Origin of the sequence: Paraburkholderia unamae (assembly GCF_003268775.1) — a bacterium.
In the GTDB taxonomy this organism is placed as follows: domain Bacteria; phylum Pseudomonadota; class Gammaproteobacteria; order Burkholderiales; family Burkholderiaceae; genus Paraburkholderia; species Paraburkholderia unamae.
In genome coordinates, this window is the sequence record NZ_QLSU01000003.1 from 1 (window position 1) to 21,229 (window position 21,229).

General features: G+C 65.4%; 17 protein-coding genes. 6 read left to right on the top strand and 11 right to left on the bottom strand.

The genetic code is table 11. The features are described from left to right. From C7401_RS05235 to C7401_RS05265, 7 genes are all read right to left on the bottom strand, one after another. A partial coding sequence (locus C7401_RS05235) for an alginate export family protein (RefSeq protein WP_258396897.1) occupies positions 1-785 on the bottom strand: 785 nt, incomplete at its 3' end. A 5-nt stretch (positions 786-790) separates the two neighbouring features. Next, the gene (locus C7401_RS05240; protein ID WP_373864425.1) at positions 791-1,648 is read right to left on the bottom strand and encodes a VOC family protein; all 858 of its coding nucleotides are present in this window, start codon (positions 1,646-1,648) and stop codon (positions 791-793) included. Positions 1,649-1,792: 144 nt separating this feature from the next. Further along, positions 1,793-2,533, bottom strand: a complete 741-nt coding sequence (locus C7401_RS05245; protein WP_112170310.1) for a YoaK family protein — start codon at positions 2,531-2,533, stop codon at positions 1,793-1,795. 214 nt (positions 2,534-2,747) lie between these two features. Then, positions 2,748-3,410 (bottom strand): HD domain-containing protein, encoded by a 663-nt coding sequence (locus tag C7401_RS05250; protein WP_112170311.1) that lies wholly within the window; start codon positions 3,408-3,410, stop codon positions 2,748-2,750. A gap of 95 nt (positions 3,411-3,505) precedes the next feature. Next, positions 3,506-5,398, bottom strand: coding sequence for an amidohydrolase (locus C7401_RS05255; protein ID WP_112170312.1), 1,893 nt, complete (start codon positions 5,396-5,398; stop codon positions 3,506-3,508). Positions 5,399-5,756: 358 nt separating this feature from the next. Next, positions 5,757-6,749 (bottom strand): alpha/beta fold hydrolase, encoded by a 993-nt coding sequence (locus C7401_RS05260; protein ID WP_112170313.1) that lies wholly within the window; start codon positions 6,747-6,749, stop codon positions 5,757-5,759. A 214-nt stretch (positions 6,750-6,963) separates the two neighbouring features. After that, a complete protein-coding gene (locus tag C7401_RS05265; protein ID WP_112170314.1) occupies positions 6,964-9,858 on the bottom strand; it encodes an ATP-binding protein in 2,895 nt (964 codons plus the stop codon). A 579-nt stretch (positions 9,859-10,437) separates the two neighbouring features. Here C7401_RS05265 and C7401_RS05270 point away from each other — a divergent pair. The 4 genes from C7401_RS05270 to C7401_RS05285 all read left to right on the top strand — a co-directional run bounded on the left by C7401_RS05270 (position 10,438) and on the right by C7401_RS05285 (position 14,452). Then, the gene (locus C7401_RS05270) at positions 10,438-11,358 is read left to right on the top strand and encodes a helix-turn-helix transcriptional regulator (RefSeq protein ID WP_112170315.1); all 921 of its coding nucleotides are present in this window, start codon (positions 10,438-10,440) and stop codon (positions 11,356-11,358) included. Between the two features lie 128 nt (positions 11,359-11,486). Then, positions 11,487-12,128 carry a DsbA family oxidoreductase gene (locus C7401_RS05275; RefSeq protein ID WP_112170316.1) on the top strand — a complete coding sequence of 214 codons (642 nt, stop codon included), beginning with the start codon at positions 11,487-11,489 and terminating at the stop codon, positions 12,126-12,128. Continuing rightward, entirely contained in the window at positions 12,125-13,294 is a 1,170-nt protein-coding gene (locus C7401_RS05280; protein ID WP_112170317.1) for an FAD binding domain-containing protein, read from the top strand. Before C7401_RS05275 ends, C7401_RS05280 begins: the two co-directional genes overlap by 4 nt. A gap of 21 nt (positions 13,295-13,315) precedes the next feature. Further along, the gene (locus tag C7401_RS05285) at positions 13,316-14,452 is read left to right on the top strand and encodes an FAD binding domain-containing protein (RefSeq protein WP_112170318.1); all 1,137 of its coding nucleotides are present in this window, start codon (positions 13,316-13,318) and stop codon (positions 14,450-14,452) included. A gap of 47 nt (positions 14,453-14,499) precedes the next feature. On the opposite strand, the gene C7401_RS05290 is transcribed toward C7401_RS05285, so the two are convergent. Next, positions 14,500-15,405: a LysR family transcriptional regulator gene (locus tag C7401_RS05290; protein ID WP_112170319.1), complete on the bottom strand. Its 906-nt coding sequence runs from the start codon at positions 15,403-15,405 to the stop codon at positions 14,500-14,502. 248 nt (positions 15,406-15,653) lie between these two features. On the opposite strand from C7401_RS05290, the gene C7401_RS05295 reads away from it, so the two are divergent. Beyond that, the gene (locus C7401_RS05295; RefSeq protein WP_146757883.1) at positions 15,654-17,186 is read left to right on the top strand and encodes an ATP-binding protein; all 1,533 of its coding nucleotides are present in this window, start codon (positions 15,654-15,656) and stop codon (positions 17,184-17,186) included. 12 nt (positions 17,187-17,198) lie between these two features. Here C7401_RS05295 and C7401_RS05300 read toward each other — a convergent pair whose 3' ends face one another. Both C7401_RS05300 and C7401_RS05305 read right to left on the bottom strand, forming a co-directional pair. Then, positions 17,199-17,726 carry a DsbA family protein gene (locus C7401_RS05300; RefSeq protein ID WP_112170321.1) on the bottom strand — a complete coding sequence of 176 codons (528 nt, stop codon included), beginning with the start codon at positions 17,724-17,726 and terminating at the stop codon, positions 17,199-17,201. Next, positions 17,723-18,235 carry a redoxin domain-containing protein gene (locus C7401_RS05305; protein WP_112170322.1) on the bottom strand — a complete coding sequence of 171 codons (513 nt, stop codon included), beginning with the start codon at positions 18,233-18,235 and terminating at the stop codon, positions 17,723-17,725. Before C7401_RS05305 ends, C7401_RS05300 begins: the two co-directional genes overlap by 4 nt. A gap of 304 nt (positions 18,236-18,539) precedes the next feature. Between C7401_RS05305 and C7401_RS05310 the strand changes: the two genes are divergently transcribed. Continuing rightward, complete coding sequence (locus C7401_RS05310) at positions 18,540-20,120, top strand: cation:proton antiporter (protein ID WP_112170323.1); 1,581 nt, start codon at positions 18,540-18,542, stop codon at positions 20,118-20,120. A gap of 36 nt (positions 20,121-20,156) precedes the next feature. Here C7401_RS05310 and C7401_RS05315 read toward each other — a convergent pair whose 3' ends face one another. Further along, positions 20,157-21,056 (bottom strand): DMT family transporter, encoded by a 900-nt coding sequence (locus tag C7401_RS05315; protein WP_112170324.1) that lies wholly within the window; start codon positions 21,054-21,056, stop codon positions 20,157-20,159. Positions 21,057-21,229 lie beyond the last annotated feature (173 nt).

Consider the following 21,229-nt stretch of genomic DNA (forward strand, 5'->3'; position numbering starts at 1 on the left):
TCCACGCGCACGCCGCTGAACGTGAGGTGGCCGTTCGAGACGTCGTCGAACACGGCCGCGTCGCGGTACTGCACGGGCTGCGTGAGGTAGCCGATGAAGCGCCACTTGCCGATCTCGTAGTCGGCCCACAGCGCGTCGAACGCCTGGCGCACGTTCGGGCCGTCTCGCACCGAAACGAAACGCTGCAAGTCGAACGCCATTTCCTGCCGCCCCACGCGCGCCTTGAACGTGCCGCCGCCCACGCCGTAGACGAACGCCACGAACGCCTGCTCGATGTCGAGCGGGTTCTTGTCCACCGGTGTGACGGAGTCCTTATCGAACGGCCGCGCGTCTTCGAGCTGGAAGAACGCCTGCACGTGCTCGCCGAAGCGCGCGTCGGCGTGGACTTCGGCGCGCTGGATCACCCAGTTGTCGGGGCGTGCGCTGCCAAGGCCGAAGAGCGGCGTGTTGTTGAGTTCGAACCGCTCGCGCAGGTTTGCGCCGAGCGAGAGATACCAGGTGGGATCGTTCCTCGAAAGCGGGATGTACTTGAGTCCGTCAAACGGCCTGTGCGGCAGGCACGGATTCGCGAGCACGCCCCAGTTTTCCTGCCAGCGGTTGAAGCCGGGCACGGGGCGCTTGACGTCGCATGCGCCAGCGGGTGCGTCGTCGGCGTACGCCGCGCTTACCTGGAGCGCGGCGAGCGTGGCAAGCGCCACGCTCGCGTAGCGACGCGTCGGCCCGCGCGCTTGCGACCGGGTTCGCCCCGTCACGCGCTTCATGGCGCTTGCGATTCGATTACGCATGCCGCTTACTTCGCGCGTTGATGAATCTCCGCGACGTAACCGCCGGGAAACTCGACCATGGCCGTGCGGCCTTCGGCGTTCTGCGCGGGCGCCACCAGCACCTTCACGCCGGCGGCCTGCGCCTTTGCGAGCGTGGCGTCGAGATCGGCGACCTCGTAGCCCGTCGTTTCGCGGCCATACGGGTAAGGCAGCTTGCCGTCGGTCACGAACACCAGCATGTTGCCGAAGCCCGATTGCAGACGCACGCGGCGAATCGTTTCACCGGGCTTGCCGATTTCGGCGCCGTCCGCCTGGCGGTTATTGGACACGATCTTGCCGTGCGAGAAGCGCACGAAGCGCTTGATGAAGTTCTGCGCCTCGTACTTCGACACATACACGCGATTGTCGGGCACGAATTCCAGCGGCGCATACGAAGGCGCTTTGGTGTGCCAATAGAGCTGCATCGTGAGACCGCCCGGCCACTGGATGATGGCGTCCTTGCCGATCGGGTCGTCGAACGTGTCGACGAGCACGTCCGCGCCCGCCGCGCGTGCGGCGCGCACCGCCTTGTCGATGTCGGTCACGAGATAGCCCGTGCGCTCGTTGCCGAACGGGTACGGAACGGGCGTCTCGAACGCGAACACCGAGAGCATGCCCACCGGCGTCTGCACGTATTGCGAAGCCGTCTTGCTGGGCGTGGGCGTGACCGTGAACACGGCGCGCGGCGAAGCCTTGCCGCCGAAGGTCGCGAGAAAGCTGTTCACGAAGGCGTCGATGTCGTTGCCCGAAACATAGACGTGCGTGGTGTCGTATTGCGCGCCAACGGAAACATCGGGCGCCTCGACCGGCTGCGGATAGTACGAGTACGTCGCGTCGTCTGCCATCGCGGCCGTGAAAGGCAGCGACAGACCCACGGCGATGCTTGCCGCAACGAGCGCCCGCAGCGAACGGTTGAATGAAATGAAGCTCAACGCAAACTCCTTGGTGATCCAGAGAAAATGAAGGGGGTGAAGCGCGACGGCCCGCCGTCACGCGCTTTCACGCCCGATTCGAAACGCGCCGCAAGCGAGCACGCCAAGCAGCACGAGCGGTACGATCAGCGCCCAGAACGCGCCGACCAGCCAGCCCAGCGCCCCGCCGCCCGCGCCCAGCGCAAACGCGAGCACCGGCGGCAGCGTGCGCACGAGCCGCGTGCGCGCTTCGCCCCGGTCCACGTGCGCGGTGCCGGGCGCGAGCAGATCGAACGCATCGATCACGGCCTGCGTGACATTGCCCGTCATCACCGTATTGGCGGCCACGCCGCGCGTCGCGAGGCGCGCGTGTGCGTTCTGCACGCCCATGCCGGCCGCGCCCAGCAACCCGCAAACGATCGTCAGGGGCGCGTTCGAGTTGGTGATGGGCGCGGCGACAATGCCTGCGACCATGAAGGCAACGAGGAAGGCGATCTGCAAGATGTAAAGCCCGACCGCGCGCGTGCTTTCGGGGCGGGCGCGCAACTTGTCGTCGAGCAGGCGCGCGACGACAATGCCGCTCACGAACGCGGGAAACGCCAGCAGCTTGATCGACAGGCCGTTGCCCGCACCCGCGAGCCCCGAGCCGATCAGGATGAAGTTGCCCGTGACGTGCGCGGTGAACAGACCGTACAGGGCCACGAAGCCAAGCGTGTCGACATAGCCCGCGACGAAAGCGAGCACGCCGTTCTCGCCGAGTAGCGAATCGAGCATGCTTCCCGCGAATCGTGCCCGCTCGCTTAGTGTTCGTTGCTGCATGATGCGTCGCTTGCGGGCGTGATGGTTTTCATGGTGCCGTCCTGTGCGCTCAACGCCGGGGCGTGAGGAGCGCACGAGAAGTGGCGGGACCGGCCCGCCACCAGTGCGGTCCCCAACGAGATCAGATACGACATGTAGCACTCTCCAGGCGTCGCCGGTGAACGGCGATGCGGACTAAAAAATGAGGCCTAAAGACGACGCCCCCCTGCATCCCCTACTCCAGCCAGGGCGAACCCAGGATCTGCCCGCAAAAATTGATGCGGCGGTAGTCGGGATCGATCCGGTCCAGCACGTCGGCACACTGATTGCCCACGGTCGTTTGCGGCCGAAAAGCGAGCCCGCGCCCGAAGGCGCAAATGACCTCCTGCTTGTAGCCCTTCCCGCGAGGAAACGTCGCGAGCACGCTTGCCCGCTCGTGCTCCGTGTACAGATGCAGGTTCGTGCCGATCAGATCGGTGCGAACCGCCGCCGCGAGCAGATCCGAAAGCGGCGTCACCCGTGCCGGAATGCCAGGCGACGTATGCAGGGCGATCGCCAGCCACGCATCATGCTGCTTCTGGCTGTTCGCGCCGTAGTGGTGCAGCAGATGCCGGGCCGCGTCGGCGCTGTCGATTTCATAGCGCATGGTCGAATGCGAGTACGCGGGGCTCAGCCCCATGTTCGCGTACATCGCACTGACGTAAAGCGAATCCGTGTCGCATTCCATGCCGCCGCGCTGCGCCCTGAGCATCGCGAACATGAACACCCGGTTGGCGTGCCCGATCAGGATGGGCGGCAACGTGGCGCATGCGCTTTCGACGGCCGCGGTCGCCACAGGCGTACGCGGAATCCGCACGCCAGCGACTTCGCTGACCGTGCGCCACGACGCTGTTTGCATAGAAGTCCTTCCGGATATCCCGATCGTTATTGACGGTTATCGACGTGAGCGCGGCGCGCGCGGCGTCGATGCGTTTCATGGCCGCGTGCTCCGGTTCAGAACGCGAAGCAACTGCAACCCAGCGCGCCCCAGAACCCGTTCTGGTCCGATACCGGGGCGTTGCTGCGCCACGCCCGGCCGTGCGCGTGCTGGTGAATGCCGCACAGGTTCACGCAGGCGTCGCTGCACGACTGCGCGGGCACGGCGGCATGGAGCGCGGTGACAGGCTTGTAGCGCGCGTAGCCGCCGAACTCGGCCACGGGCGACCACGAGGGGCTCACCGGCAGCGCGGGCGGGCTCAGGGCGTCGAACTCCGCGTCGGCATACACGATGCGTCCGCCCACGACGGTCAGCACCGAAGTCAGATGCTTGATCGACTCTTCCTCGATGGTGAAGAAGTCGTCGCTGAGCACGGCGAAATCGGCAAACTGGCCCGGCACGAGCGCGCCCTTCTTCGTTTCGTCGTTCGAGAACCACGCGCTGCCCACCGTGTAACGGCGCAGCGCTTCCATGCGTTCGAGCCGGTCGCGCTGCGCGTACATCGGCGTGCCGCCCACCGTGCGCCCCGAAACGAGCCAGTAGAGCGAAACGAACGGGTTGTAGCTCGCCACGCGCGTGGCGTCCGTACCCGCGCCCACGGGCAGGCCCGCTTCCAGCATCCTGCGCACGGGCGGCGTGTGGGCCGCGGCCTCCGCGCCGTAGCGCGCGATGAAATACTCGCCCTGGTAGGCCATGCGATGCTGCACGGCAATGCCGCCGCCCAGCGCCGCAATACGCTCGATGTTGCGCTCCGAAATCGTCTCGCAGTGGTCGAAGAACCAGCGCAGGCCGTTGAACGGCGTGTCGGCGTTCACGCGCTCGAACACGTCGAGGAAGCGGCTGATCGACTCGTCGTAGGTCGCGTGCAGGCGCCACGGCCAGCGGTTCTGCACCAGCAGGCGCACCACGCCTTCGAGTTCCTTCTCCATCTCCTCGGGCAGATCGGGGCGCGGCTCCAGGAAGTCCTCGAAGTCGGCGGCCGAAAAGACCAGCATTTCGCCCGCGCCGTTGACCTTCAGGAAGTCGTCGCCGTCGCCGGGCCGCGTGGCCTTCACCCAGCGCGCGAAGTCTTCGATCTCGCGCTTCGCGTTCTGCGTGAAGAGGTTGTAGGCGATGCGGATCGTGAGCTGCTCGCGGCGCGCCAGCTCCATGATGACGGCGTAGTCGTCGGGGTAGGCCTGGTAGCCGCCGCCCGCGTCGATCGCGCTCGTCACGCCCAGACGGTTCAACTCGCGCATGAACTGGCGCGAGGAATTCATCTGGTCGTCGATCGGCAGCTTGGGACCTTTGGCAAGCGTGGCGTACAGCAGGCCCGCGTTGGGCCGCGCGATCAGCATGCCGGTGGGATTGCCGCGCCGGTCGCGCTGGATCTCGCCGCCCGGCGGATTGGGCGTGTCGCGCGTGTAGCCGACAGCGCGCAGCGCCGCCGCGTTCAGCAGCGCGCTGTCGTAGAGGTGCAGGATGAAGACCGGTGTGTCCGGCGCGATGGCGTTGATCTCGTCGAGCGTGGGGCCGCGCTTTTCAGCGAACTGGAATTCGTTCCAGCCGCCCACCACGCGCACCCATTGCGGCGCGGGCGTGCGCGCGACCTGCGCGCGCAACATCTCCAGCGCGTCCTGCAACGACGGCACGCCGTCCCAGCGCAACTCCATGTTGAAGTTCAGGCCGCCGCGAATCACATGCAAGTGCGAGTCATTCAGACCGGGAATCACAGTGCGGCCGTTGAGATCGATACGGCGCGCGTCGTCGCGCGCCCATTGCATGACATCGCGCTCGTTGCCGGACGCGACGATCTTGCCGTCGGCAACCGCGAGCGCCGTGGCGAACGAGCGGCGCTCGTCCTGGGTCGCGATCTTGCCGTTGTAGATCACGAGGTCGGCAATACGCTGAGGTTGATCGGATGCGCTCATCGACGCTCTCCTGTGTCTTGAGTGAATTCTTTTGTAGTCCGAATCGCGTGTAACACTCGCGTCACACGCGCGCCACACCCCGCACCGGAGGGTCCGGTCTCGGGCGTGCAGTGGCCTGCCGAGACCACTTCGCCATGCGCCGCATCCGGAATATCGCTTCGGCTTTCAAGGACTTCGCAAAGGGTTCACTTTATGGAATCCGCACCTGAAAGTCCTGTGTAAAGCCTGAAGATTTATGATGGCTTTTCTGAGCGCGAGACGACGCGATTCAAGCCGCGCCGTGTTGGCGGCGCGGCTTGAATCACTTTCCCTTGCGCTTTTCAGCCGGGATCGTCGCGCACAGTCGGCGCGATGATCGTCAGGCCTTGAGGAAGGCGAGCAGATCCGCGTTGACCTGATCGACGTGCGTGCTGCACATGCCGTGCGGCGCGCCCTGGTAGATCTTGAGCGTGGCGTTCTTCACGATCTTCGCCGAGAGCTTCGCCGAGTCGTCGATCGGCACGATCTGGTCGTCGTCGCCGTGCAGGATCAGCGTGGGCACGCTGATCTTCTTCAGATCGTCGGTATAGTCGACTTCCGAGAACTGCTTGATGCACTCGTACTGGCCTTTGATCGAACCGGCCATGCCTTCGCGCCAGAATTCCTGCACGAGGCCTTGCGAGACCTTCGCGTTCGGGCGGTTGAAACCGTAGAACGGCGTGGCGAGATCGAGGTAGAACTGCGAGCGGTTCGCGGCCACACCCGCGCGAATGCCGTCGAACACCGACATCGGCAGACCGTTCGGATTGTTGGCCGTCTTCACCATGATCGGCGGCACCGCGCCGATCAGCACGGCCTTGGCCACGCGCTTCTCGCCGTGGCGGCCAATGTAGTGCGCGACTTCGCCGCCGCCCGTCGAATGACCCACGAGCATCGCGCCCTTCACGTCGAGCGCGTCGAGCACGGCGGCCAGGTCGTCGGCGTAGGTGTCCATGTCGTTGCCCTCGGAGGGCTGGCCCGAGCGGCCGTGGCCGCGGCGGTCATGGGCGATCACGCGGTAGCCCTGGTTCACGAGGAAGAGCATTTGCGCGTCCCAGGCGTCGGCGCACAGCGGCCAGCCGTGCGAGAACACCACCGGCGTGCCCGTGCCCCAGTCCTTGAAGTAGATCTGCGTGCCGTCCTTGGCGCTCACGTAGTTGCCGCCGTGATGATGACCCGTGCCGTGCGCGTGCGCAGGCGCACCGGCCGTGGTGGCCGCTACGGCCGGCAGGCTCGACATGGCGGCCATGGCGCCGGCCATGCCCGCGCCCGCGGAAAGAATGCGGCGGCGCGAGGTGAGAATGGTATCCGTATTGGTTTGCTGCGTAGTCATGTGTTCTCCGTCGTTGCTTCGCCGCGGAAGGCCCGGGCGAGCTCACTGCGTTCAGGCTGATAAGCGATGGGCGGACAAACCGTGAAACGTCGAGCGGTCTGCACCCCGATTTCGCTACCGCAGCTTAGCGACGCGGAAAAGCCATGTCTTTTGTGAAACCTGAAGAATCCTGAAACAGAACTTCAGAAAGCTGAGTGCGGGTGTTCCCCACACGCTATATGACGTCGGCCATGTCGATGTCGCGCAGCCCCGGCATGTCGAGTTCGCGGCGCAATGCGGCCAGCTTGCGCGTTTCGGGCAAGGACGGGGGCTCGCCCTCCTGTCCCTGCGCCGCATGCTCCCCGCCGAAGCGCTCGAACGGCGCGAGCAACGCGCGGGCCTCGCGAGGCGCGCCGTCCTGCGCCAGCGACTCGCCGAGATCGAGCGCCGCGCGCAATTCGAACAGCCACGCGCCCTGCTCGCGTGCCAGCGCCATCGCCTGGGCCAGCTTGCGATGCCCCGCCTCGATGAGGCGCGCGCGCGTCTTGTCGCCGGCTGCGTACCCCCCGCGCGCGCGAGAGAGGTCCACCTGGGCGCTCGTGCGCATCAGTTCGGCGTCGAACGCGTGGTCGCCATCCGAGGCGGTGCGCCGCTGCGCCTCGTCGATCGTCGCGAGCGCCTCGTCGAGCCGCCCTTCCCGCACCAGCGCTTGCGCGAACGACACGATCAGCGGCGAGGTGAGCCTGCGGAACCCGCGAGCCTCCAGGCTCGCCAACCCCGCTTCGAGCCGGGCGATCCCTTCCTCGTGGCGGCCCGCGTCCAGCGCGAGCTGACCCGCGAGGCATTCGCCGTAGTCTTGCCACGCGTCGAAGCGGTTGAGCGCCGCTTGCGAGCGCAGCAACGCCAGATGGCTCGCCGCGAGTTCCGACTCCCCGCACGCCAGCGCAATGGGCACCGCGACGACCGCGAGCAGATGGCACAGCGAAGGCTCCAGCATGTCCGCGCGCACGAGGTTGATCGCGCGCTCGATCAGGTCGAGCGCGAGCGTCGTTTCCCCCTGCATCCACACGATGCGCGCGAGCGTGCCCGTGCCGAAGATGCGCGGCTCCATGCCGAGGTCGGTGTCGGCACGGCTTTGCGGTCCCGTGACCTCCAGCGACGCGAGCGTGCGCTCCAGCCGCTCGCGCGCCTGTTCGAGTTCGCCGAAGCAATGCAGCGAAGCCGCCAGCGTCGCGCTCGCACAGAGTTTTTGCCACGCCGAACCACCCCGCTGCGTGCGCGCCTCGAAACGCGTGGCAAAGCGCAGCGACGCATGAATGTCGCCCGCGGTCATGGCCGCATTCCACAGGCCCCACATGGCGCGCGCCTCGAAAACGGCGTCCGCGCAACCCGTGGCCCGCTCCAGCACCCGGCGCCAAAGCGGGGCGGCGTCGGCGGCCGCGCCATCCGTCATCAGGAGCGCGGCCGCGTACGCGGAGCACACGCGCATTTCGCAGGTGGCATCCACGGCGCCCTTGGGCAATGCGTCGAGCGTTTCGAGCGCAAGCTGTGCGCGCTCGCGGCATTCGTGCACCAGCGAAGCGTCGAGCAGCGTGCCCACCAGCGAGCCCGCCAGCGCCACGCCCAGCGCCGCGTCGCCATCGGATGAAAACGCCCAATCCCACGCACTGCGCGCCGCGTCGAGCGAGGAATGCGCTTGCGCGCTCTTGCTTCGATGCGGCACGAGGGCCGAGCGATCTTCGATCTGCCGCTGCAAATAACGTAGATGGCGCTGCGCGACACGTTGGACTTCGCCTTCGTCATGGAGCTTTTCCATGGCATACGCGCGGGTCGACTCCGTGAGCCGGTACAGCGCGATCGCACCGTGAAACTCAACCGTGAGCAGCGATTTCGCGGCCAGTTCGCCGAGCGCCGTGATCGCTGCCGCGATCGGCACGCCGGGCTCGGTCGCCACGGCGCAAACGGCGTCGAACGCGAACGTGCCGGCGAAGAACGCGAGGCTGCGGAACAGCCCCTTCGCCTCGGCGTCGAGCAGCGCGTAGCTCCAGTCGAAGGTGGCCCGCAGGGTCTGGTGGCGCGGCAGTGCAAGACGCAAGCCGCCACTCAAAAGATCGAGCCGGTCGTCGAGCCGCGCCGCCACGCCCTCGATGCCGAGCGTCGCCACGCGCGCCGCCGCCAGTTCGATCGCGAGCGGCAGGCCCTCCAGTTGACGGCAGATGTCCGCCACCGCCCGGACGCTGGCTTCGTCTGCCGCGCAGCGCGGCGCGATATCGCGTGCGCGCTGAAGAAAGAGCTGAACCGCGCCATGATCGAGCATGGCTTCGACGGTATCCTCCGTGGCGGGCACGGCCAGCGGCTCGACGCGATAGACGGTTTCCGCACGGATGGTGAGCGGCTCGCGGCTCGTGACGAGCACGCGCAGCCAACGCGCGTGCGCGACGAGATTCTCGGCAAGCTCCGCCACTTCATCGACCACATGCTCGGCGTTGTCGAGCACCAGCAGCACGCCTTCCGGCGGCATTCTCGCGAGCAGCGCGCGCGTGTCCTGCAAGACTTCGGCGGGCCCCACCTGAAGGGCCAGGGCCATTGTAGCCAGCACGGACTCGCGCGAACTCGCGGAGGCCAGTTCGACGAAGCAGACGGTGCGCGCGAAATGCGCCTGCGCCATCTCGGCAACACGAATCGCCAGCGCGGTCTTGCCGATGCCGCCTGCGCCGACGAGCGTGACGACGGCCGACTCGGCCAGCTTCGCGACCACGTTCTCGACATCCGCGTCGCGGCCCACCAGCGTCGTGGGGCGGCCCGGCAGATTCGAGGCGAGCGTGCCCTGCTGCGCGAGCGGCGCTTGAGGAATGAGAATATAACCGCGGCCCGTGACAGTTTTGATCAGCTCGCGATCGGCCTCCAACGCCTTGCGCAACGCCGCGATATGCACTTGCAGGCGATTTTCCTCGACGATCTGGTCGGGCCAGACCGAGTCGATGATGTCGTCTTTGGTCACGATCGAGCCATTGGCCCGAAAGAGCACTTCCAGAATGTCGAACGCACGCGCGCTGATGCGCAGCGGCAAGCCGTTGCGCAGAATCTCACGCTGCTCGAAGTTCACGAGCAAGGCGCCAATTTTGATCATGGACGTTCCCTTGAGCCGCCGGACGAAGCGGCGCGATTACTGCCAATACTGACTGGTCAAGCCTGCCATCAACGATCACGCGACTGGATTGTAAGCGTGGCGTAACGCACGAGTCTTGAAGAAAAATGCACACTGAGTGCCGGCCGCGCTTGCCAGGCCAACCCGCTTGAAACAGCGAATAAAAGCATCGTATGCACCGTTTTGATGCAGGATACGATGGCCTTTGGACAAAACTGCTCAAACGGCGTCTTATCCGGCTGCGCAGACGGATTAAGAATTAACGGGATGCGCCTGGGTTAAGATGGGTTCGAACGGCCTTGCCCAACGGCCTGAATTCCCTCCAACTTGCCCCCAATTACCATCAAATCGCCATCGAATTGTCTTATTGGATGGCAATTAGCGTGATCGTGCGAATTTAAATGCCATTATCCTCAGACATGTTTTTTAGCGCTTGCAACGCCAATCGCGCGTTACGATATAATCATGCGAATTGTTTTTGACATGTGACGATTGCCGCGAGCGTGGTGACTTCACGCTGTTGCGCAACCGTACGAGCCATTCCGCACGAAAATCCGCCCAATGTCGCTCGCTAACGAAATCAGCCCGTCTCCCGCCGCTGCGCCGATCAAGCGCGACGGGCTCGGCTGTACCGCGAGCCGGTTGCGCAAGGATCTGCATATCGGCAGCGGCGACCTCCAGATCTACCGCAAGGGGATGGACGACGCCCGGGCGGAGCGCGTCTCGACCGAGGCCAGCGATCGCGGCTTTCTGGCCGGCATTGCGTTACAGGGCGGGCATCGGCGCCATCTGTTTCGCGGCGCGCGCAGCGAAGAGCGCCGCTTCGATTCGAGCTCGATTTATCTGCGCGACTTTTCCGAGCCGTATTCCGCCGAACTTCACGGCGATTTCGATTTCGTTCTGGTCGAGCTGTCGCCCGAATTCCTCACCCGTCTCGCCGACGAACACGATAGCCCCGTGATCCGCGGGCTCACCTGCTCGCCGCGGAAAAAAGACCCCGTCCTCTATCATCTTGCGAGCGCGCTGGCCGCAACCACCGACGCTTCCGGACCGTTGAACAAGTTGTTCGTCGACCACGTCGGCCTGTGCATCGGCATCCATATCGCCCGTCAATACGGCAACTTCGCGCACCATGAAACGCAGGCCAAAGGCACGCTCACGCCCGCACAGGAAGCGCGCGCAAAGGAGCTTCTGCTGCTGCGCTCGGACAGCGGCAACTCGATCGGCGACATTGCGAGCGAATGCCACCTCTCGCGCGCCTATTTCATTCGCGCGTTCGCCCGGACCACGGGCCGCACGCCGCATCAATGGCTGCTCGAACAACGCGTTACCGAAGCGCGCGTGCTGATCGAAACCACGGAAAAGCCGCTCGCGGAAATCGCCATCATCTGCGGCTTTTCGGATCAAAGTCACCTGAGCCGGGTGTTCCTCAAGCTATGCGGCGCCACGCCCGGCGCGTGGCGGCGCGCCGCGAGGCGCTAGGGCCTCGGGCCCGCTCGCACGCGCGAAGTTGCGCGCCACGCAATCTGGTGTTGCGCGGTCATGGCATTCTGTTCCCACGCCTTCCCGTATAGCCTGCTCATGACACATTTTTGTCTGGAGCACGCTTCGTGGAACGCACACAACTCGTCCTTGCGTACGACTTCATTTGCCCCTGGTGCCGGATCGGCCATCGCAACCTGAAGGCCGGCGCAAAGATAGCGGATTGCGAGAACCGCTACGACATCACCTTTCTGCCATTCGAACTGAACCCGGGCATGCCGCGCGACGGCATGAACCGCCGCGCCTACCGCACGCGCAAGTTCGGCAGCCTCGCGCATTCGGACATGCTCGATGCGACCGTGACGGCGGCGGGCGTGGCCGCCGGCGTTCATTTCGACTTCGGCCGCATCGAACGCACGCCCAATACGCGCCTCGCTCATCGCCTGATCCATCACGCGCTCGGCGCGGGCACGCCTGAACAGGCCGAACACCTCTACGACGCGATTTTCCGTGCGTACTTCGCGCAGGGCCGCGATATCGGCGACCTCGACGCACTGGTGGATCTCGCGGCGAGCCAGGGCCTCGACGCCGAGGCGGCACGCGCCTACCTCGGCTCCGACGCGGGCGACATCGACATCGAGGCTTCGCGCGTGAAAGCCGACGCACTCGGCATCCGCTCGGTCCCGACGATAGTCGTGGACAAATTCATCGTGAACGGCGCACAACCGCCGGTTGTGTTCGCCAAGGCGCTTCAAGGGAGATTCGCATGAGCCGTGATACTCAACAACACGCCGTCGTGGTGGGCGGATCGCTGGGCGGACTCGTCACCGCAGCGGCGCTGCGCGCGGCCAACTGGGACGTGACTGTCTACGAGGCTTCGGCGCACGAACTGGAAAGCCGCGGCGGCGGCGTCGTGTTGCAGCCCGATGTCACGCAGGCCTTCGAGTTCGCGGGCGTCGCCGTGCCGCATCCACCCGGCGTGCTCTCCGGCGACCGGATCTACCTCGATGAATCGGACCGCATCGTCAGCCGCTTCTATATGCCGCAAATGCAAACGTCGTGGAGCCTGCTCTACAAGGCGCTAAAGCGCGCGCAGCCGGACGGCGGCTTGCGCGCGGGCGAACGCTTCACCCGCTTCGAGGACGATGGCGAGCGCGTCACGGCGCACTTCGAAAGCGGCCACCAGCACACGGCCGATTTGCTGATCGGCGCGGACGGCGTTCGATCGACGCTGCGCACGCTGCTCGAACCCGAGACGCAACCGCACTATGCCGGCTATGTCGCATGGCGCGGACTGATCGAAGAACCGGACCTGCCCGCCTTCGCCGCCGATAAACTGCGCGATCGCTTCGCGTTCTCGGACGGCGTTGGGCACTCCGCGCTCGCCTACATGGTGCCGGGCGAGGACGACTCGACCGAGCCTGGCCGCCGCCGCTGGAACTGGGTCTGGTATCGCCGCTACGACACCAACGAACTGCAAGACCTGCTCGTGGATCGCGACGGCGTGCAACGGCCGTTCTCGCTGCCGCCTGGGACTGCCAGGCAAGCGGTCATCGACCGCCTGAAGGATGAAGCGCAAACGCTGCTCGGGCCGACGTTCCGCGCGCTCGTGCATGCCACCGACGTTCCGTTCATGCAGCCCATTGTCGACGTGCAAACGCGTTCGATGCGCTACGGCCGGGTGTTGCTCACGGGCGACGCCGCTTCGGTTCCGCGGCCCCACACTGCCGGCAGCACGGCCAAGGCGGCCGCCAACGCTTACGCCCTGGCGCTCGAACTGGAGGCGGCGCAGCAACCGCAACACGCGGGCGAAGGCGCGCTCAACCGGGCGCTCTCGCGCTGGAACGCGGAGCAACTGCGTGTGGGCCGCGCCATGACAACGCGAGGCATCATGCTCGGCAACCAGTTGATGCGCATTCCCGCGCACAGCGTTTAAACGACCGGACGCGTGAAGCCCATGAAAATTGCCATTGTCGGCGGCTCGATTGCGGGTTTGGCGACGGCGCTGACGCTGCGTTGCGTCGGCCACGAGGTCACGATATTCGAACGCACGGCCGCCGGCATGCGCGGCCACGGTGGGGGCGTGGCGGTCCTGCGCCAGATGATGCGTTTTCTGGAGCAGCATGGTCACGCCACGCGCAAGACGCTTGCCGTGCCGGTCGAGTGGCGGCGATGGCTGGCATCGGACGGCTCTCTCATCGAAGAAAGCCGCGAAATCGTGCCGTTTTCGTCTTGGGACGCGGTCTATCGCTCGTTGAGCGAGATGCTGCCGCCCGATGTCGTTCGCTATGGCGAAGCGGTCACGAACCTGCGAAACCGGCAAGGCGGCGTGGAAATCGAAATCAACGGACGTGAAACGCTCGCCGCCGATTTGCTCATTGCGGCGGACGGCGCGGGCTCCGGCATGCGCGCCATGCTGTTCCCCGATTATCGAGCGTCGTATGCCGGATATCTCGCCTGGCGCGGCGTGGTGGAAGAAGCGCGGCTTCCGGCGCCGCTCGTCGCCGAACTGGATAACAGCATCACGCTCCTGCGCGAACGGGATGCGTTGTTCATGACGTTTCCCATTCCCGCGCTGGATGGGGCGATCGAACCCGGCAAGCGGCGATTCAACTGGCTGTGGTATCGAAACGAACCCGACGCGGCGACGCTGAGCCGCCATCTAACGGATCGCGAGGGACATCGTCATCATGCCTCCGTGAGCCCCGGCGGGCTTTCGGCCGAAGCAACGGCGTATCTGCACGATTGCGCGCGCGCCGGGCTGCCGCCTGCCTTGCAGCAATTGATGACGCACACGCAGGCGCCATTCCTCCAGGCGATCTTCGACGCATCGAGTCCGTCGTTTGCCGTGGGACGCGTCGCGCTGGTGGGCGACGCCGCGTGCACGGTTCGCCCTCACACGGCCTCCGGCACCTCCAAGGCGGCCGACGACGCGATCACGCTTGCGCAAGCCTTGAGCGGCCTGAACCCCGCCGACGATATCGAAGGCGCGCTGGCAGCGTGGTCAACGGCGAGGCGCACGGCACTCGGCCCGCTCATCGCAAAGGGCAAGCAATTGGCGCAGTCGTTCGGGCTTGGCGCAATCACGCAATAGCGTGAGCGCGTAACCGCATGATGCAGTCGCGTCAGTCGATCGATGCCCTATTCCACCCGGCCCTCGATGAACTGGAGAAACGCCCGCACTTTTCGCGAGAGCCGCCGGTTGGGCAGATACGCCGCATAAGCGACGGCCTCGTCGCCCTGCGGCGTTACGCGGTAGTCCGCGAACAGATGCATGAGCCGCCCTGCGTTGATGTGCTCCCTGACCTGCCATTCGGGCAATAGCGCGAGCCCCTGGCCCGCGAGCACGGCTTCGAGCAGCATGTCGAGACTATTGGAAACGAGCCGCCCGCGCACGTTGATGCGTTCCTGCTCTCCCGCTCGCATGAACGTCCATGTTTGACGGGCGCGATAGCTGCCGCCGTACGCGATGCGCAGGCATTGATGGTCGGTCAGTTCGGCGGGCGTGAGCGGTACGCCGTTGTGCTCCAGATACTCGTGGCTCACCACCACCACGCGCGGATTCTCCGCCAGCTTTTTGGCAATGAGGTTGGGGTTATCGGAAGGCAGGCCGATCCGGATGGCGATATCGATACGCTCCAGCGCGAGGTCGATCATGTGATCGGCAACGACAATATCGAGCGCGACATTCGGATGCTCGCGCAAAAACGCCGCGAGGTGCGGCGCGAGCACGACGCGGTTATAGGCCGTGGGCACCGTGATGCGCAGCGTGCCGATAGGCGCGGCGCCGCTGTCGAGGATGCTTTCGTCGGCCTCGGTCAATCCGTCGAGCACCTTGGATACCTGCTCGACATAGCTCGCGCCCGCGTCGGTCAGGCTCACGCGGCGTGGCGTGCGCGTGAGCAGCGCCGTGCCGAGTTGCGCTTCGAGGGCGTCCATCAGGCGCGCCACCGACGAGGTGGCGACCCCCATGCGCTTCGCCGCCTTGGCGAATCCTCCGGCGTCTGCGACCTCCAGCAGGGTCTTGAGGGCTACGAGTTTATCCATGGCTCCATGATGCGCGTGTGGCGCGATGACATTGTGATGGGGAGGTTACACCCTAACGCCGCGCGGTTGTTGAATGCGTGTAATGAGCAATGCGACGCAAGCCGCTTTAAGGAGCCCGTTATGAGTTCCTTTAATCGTATTGCGCGCCACGCAACCTCATGACCGATTCTGTTGATATTCACGGTGTGCTTCGAGATCGATAGTCTTACGAATACCGCACGTGAGTATCAGGATTGGGACGCGGGCGCGTGAAAAAGCTATTGCAAACCGGACCGGGTGGAATAATGAAACGCATCGGAAATGTCGAAATCGATCTCGTGGCAAGAAAAGTCTATCGGTCAGGACTGGATATGACGCTGGGAACACGCGCTTTCGATATTCTCGAAGTCCTGCTTCTCGCGGAAGGCAAGCTCGTTTCCAAGGACGAAATCATGCGTAAGGTGTGGCCGGATTGCGTGGTCGAGGAAAACAGCCTGCACGTACACATGTCGGCCATTCGCCGGGCCTTTGGGAAGGACCGCGATCTGATCACGACCGTATCCCGGCGCGGCTACCGCTTGAAGCATGGCGAAGCCACGCCCGCAACCGGCGAAGCCACGCGCGCGAACACCGAGGAAAACCGTCATAACCTGCCCCGCACGCCCGCCAATCTGCTGGGCCGCGAGCAAGCCGTGGCGACGCTGTCGGCCCGCGTGTGCGAAACACGCCTGCTCACGCTGCTGGGAACGGGCGGCATCGGCAAGACGCGCCTGGCCGTGGCGTTGGGCTTCGAAGCGCTGGAAAATTTCAGCGACGGGGTATTCATGGTTTCGCTCGATTCCGCTTCGTGCAGCAAGGAAATGATCGCGAAGATCGCAGACGCAACGCTTGCGGGTTCGGTGCACCGTGCGCAGTCTCTGGCGTCGTTGACGCAGGCGCTCGCCGCAAAGAAGGCGCTCCTGATACTCGACGGCTGCGAGCTTCTGGTGGATGCGGTGGCGCACTGCGTGAACGCCGTGCTGAAAGACTGCCCCGGCATCCACATGCTCGTCACGAGCCGCGCGCCGCTGAATCTCTCCTATGAAGCGCGCGTGATCGTCCCGCCGCTCACGTCTTTAGCACCGGTTGTGCAAGCGAAACACGCCCCTGAATGCGCAGCGGTCGAGTTATTCCTCGCGCGTTTTTTTGCGTTGTGCGGAGGCCATAACATGAGCGAAGCCGGCATGGCCGCCGTGCGAAAAGTATGCAATTCGCTCGACGGCGTGCCGCTCGCCATCGAACTCGCCGCCGAAACCGCTGCGATAGTCGGACTCGACGCTTTCGCAGGCGACGTCGAGCGGCGCATCCTGGTGTTCGAGTCGCGCATGAAGGATTTGCCCGCACATCAGCGCACGCTGAGCGCGAATTTCCTGCGCAGCGAAACTACGCTCTGCGACCTGGAACGCATGGTCCTGCGGCGGCTTGCCGTTTTTCCGCGCGCTTTCGATGCGAGCGAAGCCGTTCGGATCGCCGCCGATTCGCGGCATGACGCGGCGTCCGTCGAGCATGCGCTTGCGTTGCTTGCGGAAAAATCGCTTTTGCTGCGCCGGCAAGACGGCATGAAAACACGCTTCGAAATGTTCACGCTGACGAGAATCTTCGCCCACGAGCGGCTCGCGGCGTGCGGCGAAGTGGCCGACATGCAGCGCAAATTCGATCGCCTGCGCAGGGAGCAAGACGGCCCTGCCGCGAAGATGCGCATCGTCGCCAGTCAGGCGTGGCCCTTCGCGGCAAGCCAGGGCCGGGCGCTCGACCCGGCTTGACGCGCTACCCGCTCACTTGCCGGCCGCGACGGCGTTGAGCGCTTCGAGCAGGCTCTCGGCGTCGCGGTCGCCGTCATAACGCCGGCCGTTGATGAACAGCGAGGGCGTGCCGTTGACGCCGCTGCGCAAGCCGCCGTCGAAATCGCCTTGAATGCGCTCGTCATACGCGCCTTCGAACGCCGACTTCAAGTCACCCGCGCGAAGTCCGAGATGCGCGGCGTAGGTCGTGAGCGCCCCGTCGTTCAGCGCGCTCTGGTTTTCATAGAGCACGTCGTGCGCCTCCCAGAAGCGCCCGATCGCCGCCGCGGCCTCCGACATTTCGGCCGCATGAAGCGCGTGAGGATGCATCGAAGTGAGCGGAAATTGCCGGAACACAAAGCGCAGACGCTCGCCCATCGCGTGCTGAACCGCCTTGATGACGGGATACATCGCGCCGCAATACGGACATTCGAAGTCGCCGTATTCGACGAGCGTGACCGGCGCGTCCGCGGCGCCCTGCACATGATCGGCGTGCCCCACGGGCACCGTGAGATGGCTCATGACAGATCCTGTTGCGGGGTGGAGGCGAGGCGCTGGAGGGCGTCGAGCACGCCGTCCACGCCCGGATTGATGCTGATCGGCGAGACTTCCGACCAGCGCACGACGCCTTCGCCGTCGAGCACGAAAAGCGCCCGTTCGCTCACGCCTTCCGCCGCGCGATAGACCCCGTAGCGTTTGGCGACCGCCCCCTTGGGCTCGAAGTCCGCGAGCAGCGGAAAGTGATAGCCGCGCTGCGCGGCAAAAGCGGCGTGCGACCACGCGCTGTCCACGGAGATGGCAACGAACTGCGCCTGATAGCGCTTGAACATGTCGAGCGCGGCATTGAACAAGCCCAGTTCGTCGCCGCAAACCGGGCTCCAGTCGGCCGGATAGAAGGCGAGGATGACCGGCGCGCCGCGCAACTCCGACAACGACATTTTCTGGTCCGGCGTGGCCGGCAACGTGAAGTCCGGCGCTTGCGCGCCGGGCGGTAGCGGTGAGGCGTGATGTTCGGCAAGCGACGTGTTCATGTTCTGGAACGCTCCTGATGGGCTTCGGTGAGTTGCCGCATGGCACGGCAACCGATGCGTTCCAGAATATCGCCCGACTCGACGGCCAGGCAATCATGCAATCGCATGGCGGTTTCACGAAAAAGATGGAGTGACCGAAACCTTCGTATAACGGCTTAACCGCAACGCCGCGAGCCGTCGCCTTCGCTTAACGACACGCTAATTTGAAGTCGGATATGCTGCCGTTCGGCCCCAACCATCGGCGTCCTTTTTTCCCTCTTTTGCGCTTCTCCCGCTCACTCATCGCACCCTGGAACCCGGCATCGTGACCAACGTCGAATTTTTCCACTATCTGCTCTTGTTGATCTGTGGAGCGGGCGCGCTGACATGGCTTGCCGATCGCATTGCCATTCCTCCGGCGGTCGTGCTGCTTTTTGGCGGCTGCGTGATTGCGATCGCGGGCAAGCGCGTGCCGCAAACGGACCCGGATCTGCTGCTTGCGGCCATCATGCCGCCGCTTCTGATGTCGAGTTCTTTCTATACCGCCTGGAAGGAGTTTCGCGGGGAACTGGGCACCATCGTTTCGCTCGTGCTGGGCGCGGTGACCTTCACGACGGTTGCCGTGGCGGTCACGGTCCACACCGTCAACCCGGCGTTGCCGTGGGCCGCCTGTTTCACGCTCGGCGCGATCGTCTCGCCGCCCGACGCCGTGGCGGCGAAAGCGATTCTGCAACGTTATCCCCTGCCCGCCAGGCTCGTCGCCGTGCTCGAAGGGGAAAGCCTTGTGAATGACGCTTCGGGCCTGCTGCTGTATCAAATGGCCGTGTCGGCGGCGCTCGCCGCCACCATCACGTTCGCCAGCGCGACGGGCCTGTTCTTCGAGCTGATCCTCATCGGCATCATCGTCGGGCTGCTGTGCGGCCACGTCATGTGCTGGGCGCTGCCGCGCCTGGGCGAGCCCATGCTGGGCATCGTCGTGACGTTCGTGATGGCGTGGGCGAGCTACGGCATCGCGGAAGCCGTGGGCGGCTCGGGCGTGTTGTCGGTCGTGACGTGCGGGCTCGTGCTGGGCATCCGCCAGCACCGCGTGTTCAGCGCCGATCTGCGCATCAAGGCGAAAGCGACCTGGGAAGCGGTCGTGTTCATCCTCGACGCGCTGGTGTTCATCATGATCGGCCTCGTGCTGCACGAGATCCTCGCGCGCGTCAATCACGAAAGCGCCGTGGTGATGGCCGGCCTGCGGGTCGCGCTGCCCGCAACGGCGGCCGCCATCGTCGCGCGGCTGGTCTGGGTGCTCGCCGCGGTCTGGTTGCCGAGCCGTTTGCGCGCGCGCCGTTCGGGCGGCGAGGCATGGTCGCTCGCCGAGGCCATCGTCATGGGTTGGGCGGGCATGCGCGGCGTGGTCAGCCTGGCGGCGGCCATCGCGTTGCCGGAGAATTTTCCGGGCCGCGACGTGATCGTCTTCAGCACCTTCCTGCTCATCATCGCCACGCTCGTCGTGCAGGGCGGCAGCCTCGCGCCGTTGATCCGCTGGCTCAAGCTGCGCCCCGCCGTGCGCCATACGATGTCCGAGCACGAAGCGCGCGCGCATTCGTTCGGCGCGGCGCTCGACGCGGCGAAGGACATGGCGAAACAAGGGCCCCATATTCCGCGCGCCACGCTCGATCGCCTGATCGCCGAATACAAGGTTCGCGTGACGGCGAACAAGGGCGCGCACCTCACCGGCGGGTTGCGGATCGAGGAGCGTGCGCAACTCTTGCGCATGGAGCTCGAACTCGTCGGCGTGACGCGCGGCGCGTTGCTCGATCTGCATCGCAACGGCCGGGTGGATGACGCCGTGCTCCATCGCATCGAATCGGAGCTCGATTTCGAGGAGATGCGGCTCATTCGTTTGCTGGAGCCCTAACGTCACGCAGGCTACAGAAGCGCTACGCTGCGCCCCTCACGAAGCCGGCGCGCGCCGCGCGAACACGCGCCGCGTGAGATCGAACGCGACGAGATTGCCCGACACGACCAGCACCAGGCCGACCACGGCCAGCAACGACCAGCGGTAGCCTTCGAATACCGTCGAAACCGCGAGCGCCACGATCGGGAACAGCACCGTGCAATAGGCCGCGCGCTCGGGCCCGATGCGCCCCACTAGCATCAGGTACGCGGTGAAGCCGATCACGGAGCCTGCCACCACGAGCCAGGCGAGCGCGCCGAGGTAGCGCGCGTCCATCTCGATGCGAAACGGCAGGCCCGCCAGCGCGCTGCCGGCCACGAGCACCGCGGTGCCGATCAGCATGGCCCAGCCGTTCGTGACGAGAGGATGCAGGCCCATCGACTGCATGCGGCTCGACAGCAGATTGCCCGCTGAAAAACACATCGTGCCGAGAAAGGCGACCGCCAGCCCGAGCCATACGGTCTGCTCGCCGAGATGCCCGGCCATCTGCTGCACGAACAGGCACACGATGCCGATCAGCCCTAGCACCGCGCCGCCCACCGCCGCCGGTTGCAACGGCCGCCCCATGAACAGGCGGCCATTGATCGAATTGAGCAGCGGCGCCGTGGAGAACACCACGGCGACGAGGCCGCTCGGCACGATGTTCTCGGCATAGTAGAAGCACAGGAAATTCAGGCAGAACAGCGCGAGGCCCTGGGCCGCCAGATAGCGCCATGCCGCGCGCGGCGGCCAGAGCGGACGGCGCATCGCGCGCAGCAGCGCGAACATCAGGAGCGCCGCGAGCCCGAAGCGCCAGGCGATCGAAACGGGCGCGGGCACGACGCCGAGTTGCCATTTGATGGCAATCCAGGTCGTACCCCAGATCAGCACGGTGACGAAGTAAAGCGCAAGATTCATGGACTTGGGAAAGCGTGGATTCTATGCGCTTACTATGGCGCGCTGCGCCGCCCGGCGCTTGTCCAAAATTGCGCTTTCATTTCGGGCGGCGCGGTGCGGCCCCTGGAGCGCGGCGTATACTTCCACCAGCGCTTCCACCAGCGCTGCGACCGTCGCGCCCCCTAATCCCTCAA